The 14,242-nt window shown below is 54.8% G+C and carries 11 protein-coding genes; 7 read left to right on the plus strand and 4 right to left on the minus strand.

The window, feature by feature from the left end; all coding sequences use genetic code 11:
• Positions 1–58 precede the first annotated feature (58 nt).
• From NSQ80_RS04785 to NSQ80_RS04800, 4 genes are all read left to right on the plus strand, one after another.
• Complete coding sequence (locus NSQ80_RS04785) at positions 59–1,141, plus strand: sugar ABC transporter permease (RefSeq protein ID WP_323075871.1); 1,083 nt, start codon at positions 59–61, stop codon at positions 1,139–1,141.
• Positions 1,141–2,238, plus strand: a complete 1,098-nt coding sequence (locus NSQ80_RS04790) for a carbohydrate ABC transporter permease (RefSeq protein ID WP_339301589.1) — start codon at positions 1,141–1,143, stop codon at positions 2,236–2,238. The genes NSQ80_RS04785 and NSQ80_RS04790 overlap by 1 nt, the downstream gene beginning before the upstream one ends.
• Entirely contained in the window at positions 2,235–2,732 is a 498-nt protein-coding gene (locus NSQ80_RS04795) for a hypothetical protein (RefSeq protein ID WP_323075874.1), read from the plus strand. The genes NSQ80_RS04790 and NSQ80_RS04795 overlap by 4 nt, the downstream gene beginning before the upstream one ends.
• A 262-nt stretch (positions 2,733–2,994) precedes the next feature.
• The gene (locus tag NSQ80_RS04800; protein ID WP_036644918.1) at positions 2,995–3,186 is read left to right on the plus strand and encodes a hypothetical protein; all 192 of its coding nucleotides are present in this window, start codon (positions 2,995–2,997) and stop codon (positions 3,184–3,186) included.
• A 135-nt stretch (positions 3,187–3,321) separates the two neighbouring features.
• Here the strand turns inward: NSQ80_RS04800 and NSQ80_RS04805 are convergent, their stop codons facing one another.
• Genes NSQ80_RS04805 through NSQ80_RS04815 form a run of 3 tightly spaced genes read right to left on the minus strand, consistent with a single transcriptional unit; the run spans position 3,322 to position 6,340 of the window.
• The gene (locus NSQ80_RS04805) at positions 3,322–4,353 is read right to left on the minus strand and encodes a Gfo/Idh/MocA family oxidoreductase (protein ID WP_339301592.1); all 1,032 of its coding nucleotides are present in this window, start codon (positions 4,351–4,353) and stop codon (positions 3,322–3,324) included.
• Between the two features lie 19 nt (positions 4,354–4,372).
• Positions 4,373–5,482: a Gfo/Idh/MocA family oxidoreductase gene (locus tag NSQ80_RS04810; protein WP_339301593.1), complete on the minus strand. Its 1,110-nt coding sequence runs from the start codon at positions 5,480–5,482 to the stop codon at positions 4,373–4,375.
• 9 nt (positions 5,483–5,491) lie between these two features.
• Entirely contained in the window at positions 5,492–6,340 is an 849-nt protein-coding gene (locus NSQ80_RS04815; protein ID WP_339301595.1) for a sugar phosphate isomerase/epimerase family protein, read from the minus strand.
• A 408-nt stretch (positions 6,341–6,748) separates the two neighbouring features.
• Between NSQ80_RS04815 and NSQ80_RS04820 the strand changes: the two genes are divergently transcribed.
• Positions 6,749–7,903, plus strand: a complete 1,155-nt coding sequence (locus NSQ80_RS04820) for an IS4 family transposase (protein WP_339302159.1) — start codon at positions 6,749–6,751, stop codon at positions 7,901–7,903.
• A 488-nt stretch (positions 7,904–8,391) separates the two neighbouring features.
• Here the strand turns inward: NSQ80_RS04820 and NSQ80_RS04825 are convergent, their stop codons facing one another.
• Complete coding sequence (locus NSQ80_RS04825) at positions 8,392–9,558, minus strand: Gfo/Idh/MocA family oxidoreductase (protein ID WP_339301597.1); 1,167 nt, start codon at positions 9,556–9,558, stop codon at positions 8,392–8,394.
• Between the two features lie 239 nt (positions 9,559–9,797).
• On the opposite strand from NSQ80_RS04825, the gene NSQ80_RS04830 reads away from it, so the two are divergent.
• Both NSQ80_RS04830 and NSQ80_RS04835 read left to right on the plus strand, forming a co-directional pair.
• Complete coding sequence (locus tag NSQ80_RS04830) at positions 9,798–10,625, plus strand: AraC family transcriptional regulator (protein WP_260069783.1); 828 nt, start codon at positions 9,798–9,800, stop codon at positions 10,623–10,625.
• A gap of 233 nt (positions 10,626–10,858) precedes the next feature.
• The gene (locus NSQ80_RS04835) at positions 10,859–14,005 is read left to right on the plus strand and encodes a discoidin domain-containing protein (RefSeq protein ID WP_339301599.1); all 3,147 of its coding nucleotides are present in this window, start codon (positions 10,859–10,861) and stop codon (positions 14,003–14,005) included.
• The last annotated feature ends 237 nt before the right edge of the window (positions 14,006–14,242 follow it).

Below are 14,242 nucleotides of genomic sequence, written 5' to 3' on the forward strand. Positions count from 1 at the left end.
TTCATCAATCCAACCGGTTCAGGAAGTAACGCTCACAAAACATTTAGGAGGGGTCATGATGAGTTCAGAGGCCAAGCGAATCGTCAGCCTGAGGGCCGTGCTCTTCACCCTGATCGTCCTGGTCGCAAATGCCGCCGGACACGGCCTGATCTTCCGATTTTTCCGCGACTCGACGCTGAATCCGCTGCTGACTGCGATCTTCGCCGTTTTATGGGGCGTACTCGGCGTGTACTTACTTTTCTATACCTTTAACTGGGCGGTGGAGCAGTATCCGGAGCAGGTGCGGCGGAAGGTGTTGCCGTATATTTTCATCGGTCCGGCCGTGATTTTGCTGGGATGGCTGCTGGTGCTGCCTGCCGTACGGACGTTGTACTTGAGCTTCTTTAACGCCTCGTCGGAGAAATTCGTTGGGCTCGCCAACTATGCGGCGATCTTCACCGATAAGCTGATGGGAACGGCGCTGCGCAACAACCTGCTGTGGGTGTTCCTAGGCACGCTTGCTTGCGTCACGCTTGGGCTGCTGATTGCCATCCTCGCCGACCGCAGCAGCTACGAGAAAATCGCCAAGTCGATTATCTTTATGCCGATGGCGATCTCGTTTGTGGCGGCGGGCGTCATCTGGAAGTTTGTTTATTATTATCAGCCCGGCGACCAGCAAATCGGTCTGTTTAATGCCATCGTCACCGCTCTAGGCGGTGAAGCGCAAGCCTGGACCAGCATGCTGCAGCCGTGGAACAACCTGTTTCTGATCTTAATTCTGATCTGGATGCAAACCGGGTTCGCCATGGTCATTTTCTCCGCGGCGATCAAAGGGGTTCCAGAGGATATTTTGGAAGCGGCACGTGTGGACGGGGCCGGTGAGATCAAAATCTTCTTCCGCATTATCATCCCGTATATCTCGGTGACAATCCTGACGGTGACGACGACGATCATTGTGTTTACGCTCAAAATTTTCGACGTGGTCATGGTCATGACTGGCGGACAATACGGGACGGAAGTGGTGGCCACGCAGTTCTATCGGCAATTCTTCATGTACCGTAATTTCGGGTACGGGTCCACGCTGGCGATCGTCTTGCTGATTGCCGTAACGCCGGTCATCTTCTTTAATCTGCGGCAGATCCGCAAGCAGGGGGGATTCTAATGGCGGGCACGAAATTGCATAAACGCAAACGCGGCAAAACGGTAGTTAACCTCGTTCTCGGTCTCATCTGCTTATTGTGGCTCATCCCGACACTGGGGCTGCTGATCTCTTCTTTCCGGCCGGCGGCAGACATTTTGCAAACCGGTTGGTGGAACGTGTTCCCGCACCGGGAATGGACGAATGCGGAAACGATTCAGCTCTCCAAGGATATCGACTTGCGCGAACCGATTGAAGTGAACGGAGAAACCTACAGTGACGACGAGCTGAAAGCCGGGGTAGTAAAAGACGGACAGCGGCTGATCTGGGAAAATCGCCGGGCCCGCACGATCCACGTCCAGGAGCAGGGCTGGGAGTTCAAGCCGGCGCTGACGCTGGAGAATTATAAGAACGTGCTGTCCGGTAAGGAATATAAGCTGAAGCTCGCCGATGGCAGCGAATCGATTCAGAAAGGGACCGGGTTGTCTCAGGCGTTCTGGAACACGCTAACGATCGCCGTTCCGGCAACGGTGATTCCGGTGCTGATCGCTTCGTTTGCCGCTTATGCCTTCTCCTGGCTGCGGTTCCCTGGCCGCAAAACGCTGTTCGTGGTGATCATCGCGATGCTGGTCATTCCGCTGCAGGTTGCGCTCATCCCGGTGTTGAAGGACTATACGGCGCTGGGTCTGAACGGCAGCTATCTGGGGATCTGGTTGGCGCATACGGCCTTTGGTTTGCCGCTCGTCACGTACTTTATGTATAACTTCATCAGCCAGCTGCCCAAGGATTTGTTTGAGTCGGCCTTTATCGATGGGGCGAGCCATTTTACGATTTTCTCCCGGCTGATCCTGCCGTTGTCGGTGCCGGCGCTCGCTTCGATCAGTATCTTCCAGTTCCTGTGGGTCTGGAACGATTACCTGGTATCGCTGATCTTCATCGGCAACCAGCCGAGCGTACAGGTGATGTCGATGAAAATCGCCGATCTCGTGGGTTCGAGAGGCAACGACTGGCATTTGCTGACGTCCGCCGCGTTTATTTCGATGCTGATGCCGCTCGCGATCTTCTTCCTCCTGCAGAAGTACTTTGTTAGAGGGCTGATGGGAGGCTCGGTGAAAGGATGAACGAGCAGCCTTATGAACATTCGGCGGACCTGTCGCTGAGCAAATTCATCAGCGTTCATACGACCCGGGATACCCGGGAGGAAGAGCTGCGGATGCGAAGCGAAGAAGTGCTGCGCTTGGCCGAGAGCCGCGGCTTTGACGGGCTGGCTGAGGAGCAGCACGCTTACCTGGACGCGTTCTGGAGCCGCGCCGACGTGGAAATTGCCAGCGATCCCGCGCTCCAGCAGGGGCTGCGGTTTAATGCGTTTGGCCTGCTGCAGTCGGCTGGACGCGACGGCATGACCAGCATGGCCGCGAAGGGGCTCACCGGCGAAGGGTACGAAGGGCATTATTTCTGGGATACCGAAATGTACGTGCTGCCCTTCTTTACCTTTACGACGCCGGAGATCGGCCGAGCCTTGCTGGAGTTCCGCTACCGCACGCTGGAGCAAGCGCGGCAGCGGGCGAAGAGAACTCCGCCTATTTCCCGGCGGGCACCTGGTCAGCTAACGTAGCGTCAACTCTACCGATTGGATTCGCCATTTTTATCTATAAAGCCGCTGGCGTGTGGAACGCCGTGAACAAAAGCGACCCCTTTGCATAAAACAAAGGTGGCCGCTTTTATTTTGTGAGGAAGAAGGGAGGAAAAAAGAACTTAAGGTGTTTTGTACCCTTACGCGGCTGCAACTGCGGCGTTATGATAGGGAAGGATCAAGCAGGAAGTGTTTATCCAATTATGGAGATCTTTAACTAATGACGAAAAGGAGGTGGAGCACGATGTATCTGAACGACTTGGACGTTGCCAAACAGTATATTCGGGATCTTCGCCAGGAGCTGGACCGGTGTTTGCTGGCTGAGCAAATCCGGCGCAGGGAGCGGGAGAAGTCAAAGCGTGAGCGGTCTAAAGTACCCATAGGCTTCAACTCGGTACTGGTTACCATCCTCACCAGGATGAGAAAACGGCTGTAACCTCGGCCATCCCCTCTGGTATGTTCCCCGATACAAGAAAGACCGCCCCTCGTAAGGAACGGTCCTTCGCTTCGCAACGATTTTCCATTTTCCGTTTGTTTATGTCGTAAGTTCCCGGTTCTCAGTATCTAGTGTTTATCTGGATTTCCGCGTCCGAGAGGATTGATACAACTCATCGATGAGCCGCAGCGTTTTGAGGCCTTCTTCGCCGTCAATCGCAAAGCGAGTTCCTGTTCGGACGCGGTCATAAAAGTCGGCGATTAACAACTGATGGCTGGAGCCCCAGTAGGATTTGCCGATGATTTGTCCTGCGTCGCTAAGGTTCGCCGGCGGTTCGCAGACCAGGCTTTCCCGACCGTCCCGGGTCAAATACAGGCAATCGTCCCGCTGACGCAGCGTGCCGCCTTCAAACACCAGTTCCAGTTCAACTGGGGTGTTGGTGAGGTACGCATTGGTGGCGTAAAACAACCCGTGAACGCCGTCCGCAAACCGGAGGCTGGCATGCGCCGTATCCTCCACCTCGATCACGTCGCCAAGGGCGTCGGCAGTGACGCTCCCCTGGACGGAGAGGACTTCGCCGCCGAACCATTGGAGCAGGTCAAGCGTATGGATCGCTTGATTGATCAGCACGCCGCCGCCTTCCGTCGACCAGCGGCCCCGCCATGGGCTGTCGGTATAATAAGCTTCGTCCCGGTGCCAGGTGACGATGCCTTTCAGGCAGATGAGCCGGCCCAGCGTTTTCGATTCCAGGAATTCGCGGATTTTTCGGGATGAGTCGTTATACCGATTCTGAAAAACAACCCCCAGCTGTGCCTCGCTGCGCCGAGCTTCTGCCACCAGGTTCTCCGCCGCTTTGAGGTCATGTGCGAGCGGTTTTTCCGTCAGCACATGTTTGCCGGCACGGAGCAGCTGCGTCGCCATCTCCGCATGCAGGTGATGGGGCGTACAGAGGTGGACGACTTGAATATCGTCACGATCCAGCAAGGTCAGGTAATCGCTGGCCGCTTCGCAGGAATACGCCGCTGCGGCCTGCTCTGCCTTGGCGGCATCGCTGTCGACGACCACTTTCAGCTTCACGCCGTCCAGTTGCTGCACAGCCCCGGCATGCAGCGGAAAAATCGCTCCGCAGCCGATAATCGCCGCGCCGATCGGTTCTTGCATCGTCATCGTAAGGTCCCTTCCTGTCCTAGTAAGTTGGGGTGACGCGAAGTGCCTGCTGCTGAGCTTTTAGACACAGCTCTGCGGCTTTGAAGGCGTGCTCCTGGGTCATGGCGTTTTCCGTGCGGTTCAGGCAATCCAGAATCAGCTCGCCAAAGAACGGATAGCCCACCTGCCCGCGTACGGCAAAATGCTGCTCCCCGTCCTGATTCACCAGGTAGACATGGTCGCCCTCCGCATCCCGGGCGAGGTCGACGTATTTGCGCAGCTCAATATACCCTTCGGTGCCCAAAATGAACGTCCGTCCGTCTCCCCAGGTGCTGAGTCCGTCCGGCGTAAACCAGTCCACGCGGAAATATTGCGTCGCCCCGTTATCTCCAACCAACGTCGCGTCGCCGAAGTCCTCCAGCTCGGGGTATTCGGGATGATGATAGTTGGCTACCTTGCTGTGCAGCACTTGGGCATCCTTGCACCCAGTATAGAACAGAAACTGCTCGATTTGATGACTGCCGATGTCGCAGAGAATACCGCCGTATTTTTCCTTCTGAAAAAACCACTCCGGCCGCGAACCCGCATTCAGCCGGTGCGGACCAAACCCGGTCACCTGCAGCACGCGCCCGATCGCCCCTTGCTGAACGAGCTGACCGGCATACACGGCGGATTCCACGTGCAGGCGTTCGCTGTAATAGACCATATATTTGCGTCCGGTTTCGCGTACCTTCTGACGCGCAGCTTCCAGTTGGGCCAGACGGGTGAACGGCGTCTTGTCGGTAAAATAATCCTTCCCGGCGTCCATCACCCTAAGCCCCAGCGGACCGCGCTCCGACGGCACCGCCGCTGCAGCGACGAGCCGCACCTCGGGGTCGGAGAGCACTTGATCCAGGCTGTCTGCCCGGGCGGCTTGCGGGTACTGCTCCACGAACGCCTGGACTTTGGCCGGGTCGGGATCATACACCCACTTCAAGGTCGCTCCGGCTTCGACCAGGCCGCCGGTCATGCCGTAAATATGCCCGTGGTCGAGGTGCACCGCAGCAAATATAAATTCGCCGGGTTTCACGACGGCATGGGGACGTCCCTTCGGCGCATAGTTCATTCCGTCCTTCGCTTGAAAAGAGGGCTTCTGTTGTTGTGCATCCATCGTATCGCCTTACATCCTTTCGTGGATAAACTCGGCAAATTGGCGGAGCATTTCTTTCGAGCCGTAGTGGCCGCTGAAATCCTCGATCCCCAGGTAGCCGTCGTAGCCGACGGATTTCAGGTCCCGGAGCAGGCGGCTGTAATCGATCACGCCGTCCGCCAGAGGCGACCACTCGCAGCGCCAGGCTGCGGTGCCATCCTCGCGCGTACCGGTCTGCGACCAGGCGGCGTTTTTGACGTGGACATGTGCGAGATAGGGGCCCAGCAGCTCAAGTCCCATTTTGAATTGCTCATACCCTTCGTGCACCATGTTGCCCGGATCGTACAGGACGCCGATCTGATCGGGATCGCAGTGGCTGACGAGCCGATGGGCCAGGCTGGCGCTGGGCGCGATCGTCAGATGATGCGTTTCCACGACCCCTTTGACGCCGTATTGCTTGGCCAGGCGCTCTGCTTCCTTCAGATAGCGCACCGTTTTGTCGTACAGCTCAGGATAGGGGGTGGTGCCGTCATATCCGGCCGCGCCGACGCGGATCATTTTGGCGCCGAGCAGGCGGGCGACGGAGAATACGCGTTCCGTTTCCTCCAGATCCAGCGAGTTCAAATAAGGCGTGATGCTGGCGACCTCAAGCCCTTCGGCTTCGGTGATGCGTTTGAAGCGGAGCAGTTGCTCTTCAGAGGAAGACGGGTCGATCGAGCACAGATTGTTGCGCCAGTACGATGGTTTTTCACCAGCGACTTCGGCGGGAACTTCCTTGAAACGCCACTCCACGCCGTGGAGCCCGGCTTCGCGAGCGGCCTGCACCAACTCCTCCGGCGTCAAATCCGGGGTGGATACGGTAAATACGGACAATTTCATGGGCTATCGCTCCTCTTTGAAATCCTTAATGCTTACTCGTGTGCTAGACTAACGGCTCAATTCTCAATAAAGGTAAAAAATGGCCTTATTTTGCAAGGTTTGAGCGGATACGGAGAAATAAGGGACTTTTTTGTCCTTATTTTGAATGGGAAGCGTGCGAAGCGGGCGAAACTTGCGTGTTTCCGGAAAATAAGGCCCAAATTTACACTAGCGTTGCATTAACTTTTCAAACGATATTTCAAATCAACAATTTACTAAATTTGCAAATTATAGGCTGGTTTTCATGTACAAAAATAAAGAAATCCCCTAATGTTGAGTTGATCCAAAGGTTATCCATCAACCTCTCAACAAAAGGAGATTTCTATGGATAACAGTACAAATTTAAGTGTCATATGTCAATGTCTACAAATGTTAAATATTAATTCTTCCCGAGATAGCGTTTTGGATTATCGTGCTCGCAAGCTTTTTGTCGGTTCTTCCCTACTGCTGTTCATTGAAGCCCAGTTACAGCAACGAGAGTCTTATGCTGAAATGTCCGAGCATCTTGAAGCCAATGAAGATTTTCAAGCGATACTTGGTGGACTTGAAAGCATAAGCCCATCCCAACTCTCGCGGAAAATGAAGAAGCTTCCCCTAGAGAACCTTCACCTGCTTTTCATGCAAGTAACGAGACAAATCCAACAACTAACGGAGAGTAAGCCAGGAATCACGACTAAGATCGGAAAGCTCGCGATCATGGATTCTACTCAAATCACCTTGCCAGCGATTCTTTCCAAATGGGCTTACTGCTCTGCATCCAATCACGGCGTGAAAATGCACACTTCACTTCTAGTCGTCGACGCGAAGACGATGGTTCCAGATAAAATCATCGCCTCAACCAAAGATGTCGCAGACCACGAAGTTGCCCCAAACTTTACGGTCGATAAAGAAGTGACCTATGTGATGGACCGAGGCTATCAGGTGCACAAGCATTTTCAAGCCTGGGTGGACCAAGGGATGAAGTTTGTGGCTCGGGTTAAGGATAATACCCGATTGACGATCCTCAAGGAACGGGCTCTTCCCAAGCGGGGAGATTTCATTCGGGATGCGGATGTAACTCTGCCAGGGCAGCAAATGAAGTTGCGACTCATTGAGTTTCAGGATCAGCAAGGTCGTTTATATCGCCTTGTGACAAGTCGCATGGATTTGTCCGTGCACCAAATTGCAGATGTATATCGGCATCGTTGGCAAATCGAGCTATTCTTTAAATGGATTAAGCAACACCTCCGTTTAGTGAAGCCTCATGGGTACACCGCAGAAGCCATCTGGAACCAGATGTATATCGCGTTGATATCCTATGCTCTGTGCCTGTTGCTACGCCTGAAGCTAGAGTGCAAGCAAACCGTTTGGCAGTTACTTCGATTGATTCGACTCTATGCCGATCGGTCATGGACTAGGCTGCATGAAGCCTTATTCAAAAAGCCCACACGGAGCTCAAAAGGACGAACGAAGCGAAACGGTCGGCCCCCCAAGCAGGCGAACAAATCGATGAAGCCACGAATCATTGTAGAAGTATTGAACTAAATACTTAAATTTTAAAAAATGGGTAACGTGCGGGTCTAATCCCCTCTAAACTTTTTCAAATTTAAGCAAAGTGCGTCTGTAAAATATATACTAATCCGGTTTGTATATACTATATCGTTGTTCTGTATTTGTCTGAATCAAAGCAGAAAGAAGTCTTAATGCAACGCTAGTGCCAAATTTACCCTTATTTCGGCTCAACGGGCTGATTTGGAGCAAATAGAGGAAAAAAAGTCCGCTATTTGCTCGGAAGGCAGCCTGTGGGCAGGTCACCCGCCGCTAGAGTGCGTGCCGGCCACGTCCCATGGCGCTCCTGTGCCGCTAGAGCGCGTGCCGGCCACGTCCCATGGCGCTCCTGTGCCGCTAGAGTGCGTGCCGGCCACGTCTCATGGCGCTCCTGTGCCGCAGAGTGCGTGCCAGCCACGTCCCATCGCACGCTCTAGCGCCACTTCACTGCGCACCCGTCACGCCCATCGCGCTCCCGCACCGCTTTAATGCGTACCCGACACGTCCAGCACCTTGCCGCTGCCGGCTTCCTTGCGGAACGAGGAGGTGCGGATCTTCTCCTGCAGCTTGGCATAGAACAGCTCCTCGTCCAGCGGCAGTTCCACCCAGTCGTCGGTCCAGGCGGACAGGTGCATGGCGTTGGAGAGCGTCAGGCCGAGGATGCCTTCCTCGCCGGGGGCGAGCAGCTTCTCGCCGTGCAGCAACGCGTTCGTGAAGTTTTGCAAAATCCCTTTATGCTGCGGGCCGTCGCCGCCGCTCACCGGGATTTCGCATCTCCAGCATTCCGGCTGTCCAAAGCCACCGGTATACTCCGCGTTAAACTTCGGCTCGGGCACGCGCAGCCGCCAGAACGTGAGCTTGCCGTCTTCCACGACGATTTTGCCGTTGTCGCCGGTCAACTCGAAACGGTTCGTGCCCGGCGCTTCGCCAGTCGTGGTGACGAACAGCCCGGTGGCGCCGTTTTCGTATTCCACGTAGGCGGTCACGTCGTCCTCGACCTCGATGTTGCGGTATTTGCCAAAGTGGCAAAACGCGCGCACCCGCTTGGGCATCATCCCGGTCGTCCACTGCCATAGGTCGAGCTGGTGCGGGTCCTGGTTCAGCAGCACGCCGCCGCCTTCTCCGGCCCAAGTGGCGCGCCAACCGCCGGAGTCGTAGTAGCTTTGCGAGCGGTACCAGTTCGTGATGATCCAATTCGTGCGGCGGATCGTCCCCAGCTCCCCGGACAACACAAGGTCGCGAAGCTTGGCGTACAGCGGATTCGTCCGCTGATTGTACATGATGCCGAACTGCTTCCCGGACTTCGCCGCCGCTTCATTCATCTCGCGAACCGCTTTGGTGAACACGCCGGCTGGCTTCTCTACCAGCACATGGTAACCGCTCTCAAAAGCTTGCATCGCCAGCGTCGGATGATCATAGTGCGGCGTGGCGACCAGCACCGCATCCATCGCGTCCGAAGCAAACAACGCTTCCGGGGTATCAAAAGTCAGCACCGTCTCCGGCAGATGCTCCTTCGCCCACTTCAAGCGGTCGGGGTTCGTGTCGCATACGGCGGTCAGCTCCGCGCCCCGGATCTCGCCGCTGCTGAGGTTTAATGCGTGTGACGTTCCCATATTGCCAATCCCGATGATGGCGAAACGTACTTTGTCCATATAATCGCTCCCTGCCTCCTATATAAGTAGTACCATAATTGATATGAACGTCCTGTCAGCTTCTATATAGTCCTGTCGCTCTTAGCTTAGCTTGAATCGGAAGGGTTGAGAATGGCACGAATTAAGACGGTTTTGCACAAAATTAAGGTGTATTCGATAAATAAGACTGATACAATGGGATAAGAATCCTTCGGTATGAAAAGGTTTACAGCGAGACATAGGGAAGGGTGAAGAAGCCGATGAATGAGATGGACCAACTTGCCGGGCGTTTGCCCGAGAGCTTAACCGTCACCGTGACGCATGCACAGCTGAGAAGCGGCTTTCCCGGATGGAACCGGACGGAGCTGGCCCCCAGCTTTAATCGGCTGTATTTTATCGCGGAGGGGGAAGGGGCGGTCATCATCAACGGGGAGACGTATTATCCCCGGCCGGGTCAGCTGATGATCATGCCGGCGGGGAGCAGTCAAACGACGTTTACGAATCCGGAAAATCCCTATACCCGGTATTTCTGCCATTTCGACGCTCAGGTGGGGGAATGGCCGCTGTTTCATGCGAGGAGCAAGCTGTACATCAGCGATGCCGGCAATCCCGAGGACGTCCGAGCGACCTTCGAGGAGCTGATCCGTCAGTTTCAGTCCGGGGGACCCTTTGCCGGGTTACGCATGCAGGCTTGTCTGCTGAATCTGCTGGCCTGCTGTCTGGAGGAAGGCGGCTACCACGATTATTTGAAGGACTATATGCAGTTTACGGAACGGAACAAGCTGAACGGCGTGTTGAGATATATCCAGGAGCATCTGCACGAGCCGATCGAAATCGAGACGTTGGCCGACCTGGTGCATTTGCATCCGAACTATTTTATTCCCTATTTTAAAAAAATCATGGGAGTCACCCCGATGCATTACGTGCAGCGCAAACGGATGGAGGAGGCCAAACGGCTGTTGACCTATACGGACGACAGCATCGCGGACATCGCCGACCGGTTGGGCATGCAGCTGGCGCATTTCTCCCGCCAGTTTAAAAGTCATGCCGGGATTTCGCCGACCGCGTACCGCGCCTGCACGCGGTAATCTGCTCCGTGTTGAACCCAACTGAACTTAACCGCCCGCTCTCCGCGCTTTGATGCGCAGGGGGCGGGCTTTTTTTATGCTCACCTTGGATGTAAGGCGTTTTCCTGCATGAATCATTACATTGCGGTATAGCTGCGGGACAGGGGGGTTTTTAGAATGGGGGTAGAAAAAACATCCAGTTCTGGCATCGCAAACCGAAGTTCCACCATTTCACGATTGAAGGAGGCGTAAAGGTGAGAAGACGTTTACGGACAAGGAAAATGGCGCACGCATTCATCCTGCTGTTCGTCGGTGCATTGGCTTTCTCCGGACCCTTGGGATCCGCGCAAGCCGTACAGGCGGAGGAAGAAGCCGGGGCTTATGCCCGAAACGGCAACATCGTGCAGGCGTCAAACGGAAGGGTTTCGCTGGTTTACGATTTAGCGGAAGGAATCGGCAGCTTGTCGTGGAACGGACAATCGGTCGTGCAGCAGTTCGAGTCAAGCTTTCGCGAGAAAGGCGGCGAAACGCGTTCAACCCAGGAGGCGGTGGAAAGCACGGCGGAGTGGAGCAAGCTGAAACCGGACAAGTACGGCAAAAACGGCCGCAAGCTGACGATTCACAGCCAGCTGGCAAGCGGTGAGCAAATCGATTTGAACTTTTACTTGTACCCGAAGGTTTCGTACGTGTTGACCGACATGCAGGTGCAGCGGGCGGACGGTCTGAACGTGGAGGAGCTGACCCCAATTGCCGCACAGCGGATCGAGATCGGGGCGGGCAATGCGAAGAAAATTTTTACGACGCCGTATTCCAACAACTTCGATTTCGGGGTTGCGCCGGTGGACGATTTCGGGAAAAGCCAAAACGGAGCCGACCGTTTTGCTGGCGAGCAGCTGACCTGGGACGACTTCAACGGGATCAGCCATTGGGTTGCAGCGGTGTTTGACAACGAGAACAAGCACGGCTTTGTTGGCGGGGCGGCGACCGTCCAGAATTGGAAAAGCAGCCAAAAGCTCGGCGAAGCGGAGCTTCCTAACGGGCCGCTGACCGCATTTTCCCTGTATAACTGGGGTGGGAGTCATAGCGGTACGACGGTGTCTTCGGATCTGTTTTTCCTCGGGTATTACGACGATTATCAACATGGCCTTGAGGAATACGGCACCGTTTATAACCTCGGAGAGCCTCATATGGAGTGGGACGGCGACGTACCGATGGGTTACAATACGTTCTACTCGCATGACCGTTATGCCACCGCGGAGGCTATGTATGCGATGGTCGACTACGTGGCAGAGCATTTGAAGCCGCTGGGATATAATTATTTTAATCTGGACGGCGGTTTTCAACCGGAAAGCGGCCTGCCTTTTGAACAATCGATCACCAAGTTCATCAACTATGTGCATGCCAAAGGGCTGAAAGCGGGCGGATATTCGACGCCGTTTACGATTTATGAGGAGTGGATCGACCTGCCGATCGAGGGGACGGGATTAACCCATCGTGACATCTGCCTGAAGGACGAGCAGGGGAACTTGATCAAAACCTATCTGAACACGTACGCGCTGGACCTCAGCCATCCGGTAGCTCAGCAGATTGTGAAGCGGAATATCGACGATTATATCCGCTGGGGCTACGATTACATTAAGCTGGATTTTATCGATATGGGGATGTACGAGGGACAACATTACGATCCTTCGGTGAACGGAATGCAAAACTACCGAATCGGGATGGGCATTATTCGCGACGTCGTACTGGCGGCGGACCGCCCGATTTACATCAACGAGTCGATTGCCCCGCTGCTGCCGGCTGCGTTTGCCCATGGCCGTCGGACGGCTTGCGACACGTCGCTTGGCGTAGCGAGCTACTCCGGCATTGAGCGGCAGGCGTTTAATACTGCGGCTTCCTGGTGGACGAACGGAACGCTCTACGAATACAACGATCCGGATATGATCATTCCGCAGTACGTGATCCAAGGGTTCTGGTACAAGTTCAGCCAGCAGGACGCGAAGCTGCTGAACACGGCGGTGACGCTGGGCGGAGGGCATTATCTGATCGGCGACAATCTGCCTTTTATCGACGAGGATCGGTTGGCTTGGCTGCATAACGAGGAACTGCTGGATCTGGTGAAAAAAGGGCAGGCCGCCAAACCGCTGCAGATGACCGATTTTTACCATCATGAGGCGCATTCCCCTGCGGTCACCGTGCTGTCGGAAGGGAAGGACAACCGCGTGGTCGGGTTATCCAATTGGACCAACCAGGCGCAGGACATCCAGGTTGATTTGGTTGATCTCGGCCTCAAACCCAACAAAAAATACCGGCTGACCGAGCTGTACAGCGGGCGGTCGCTGGGCACGGTGCAGGGCACGTTAACGTACTCGCTGGAAGCGAAGGGCTCGGCCGTTATTCAAATCGCGGGTTCGGGAAAAACGGAGCCTGCGGACCCGCTGCCAACGAATTTGGCGTTAGGCAAGCCAGTCAACGTCTCCTCGACCTGGGGCGATCCCGGCTACGAGGCCGATAAGCTGACCGACGGCGATCTTACAACGCGCTGGAACGCTGCGGATGGGCAGCTGAACGACCAATGGGCGGAAATTGATTTTGGCACAGCAACGAAGGTCAATCAGGTTGTCGTGAAGGAGTTCCGGGATACGTATTTCAAAACGGCCAACTATACGCTCCAATATTGGGACGGTTCGGCTTACCGGAACATTACAAAAGGATTTACGCTAGGCGATAACCGGACGCTGACGTTCCCAGAGGTTACCACCACCAAGCTGAGACTTTACCTGAATACGAACTACGGGGTGCCTTCGATCTACGAACTGGAAGCCTACTATGTTCCTGGGGTGAGCGGCAGCCGCATCGATCAGGACGACAGTGATATCCGGTATGATTATTACTCCGACGTGCGGGCGGGAATTCAGCGGATGCAGACCTTCACGTTAGAGCATACGGATTTGCCTAAACTGGATGTTTACATTTACGAGAGCTATCGGAATGAGGTGCCAAAGGACGCTTATTATTTCGAGCTGGTCGTGTTGGACCAACAGGGTCAACCGGCGGAGAAGCTGTTTACGGCTTCGCTTCCGGCGTACAACATCCCGGGCTCGATCTCGCCTTATTCGATTTACCCACAGTTAAAGGGACTGGATACGAGCAAAACCTATGGTTTGATCCTAAAATCGCCCGGTTCGGACTATACGCCAAGTACGGACAACAACTACGGATTTGCCTACAGCGACGAGAACCCTTATGCGGGCGGGGAAGCCAAGCTGTCCACGGACGGAGGGTTAACCTGGTCCGCGGAAACGAATCGGGACCTGATCTTCACGTTATATACATCCGCAGATTGGGTGGACGAGGAGCTGGGCCCAACGGTCGAAAGTTTGACAGGGGAAACGCCATAAGTCATACGGAAAAGCAGAGGGGGAAGGCCGTGGGGCCTTTCCCCTGTTTTTTGAAGATATCAGCGTACTATGTCAAGTAGAATTTTTAGGTTTCTGGGTAACCCAAACACACCTAACCACCCAGATTTTCAAAAAAGTTAGCAACTGACAGAGAAGCGATGCTTGAAACCGGCCTTTCTCGGACTTGAAAGGAAATAGCCTCGTTTTTTCAATCCTGCGATGCAATCTGGCTGAGTG

This window comes from Paenibacillus sp. FSL K6-2441, from assembly GCF_037964765.1.
Classification (GTDB): Bacteria; Bacillota; Bacilli; order Paenibacillales; family Paenibacillaceae; genus Fontibacillus; species Fontibacillus phoenicis.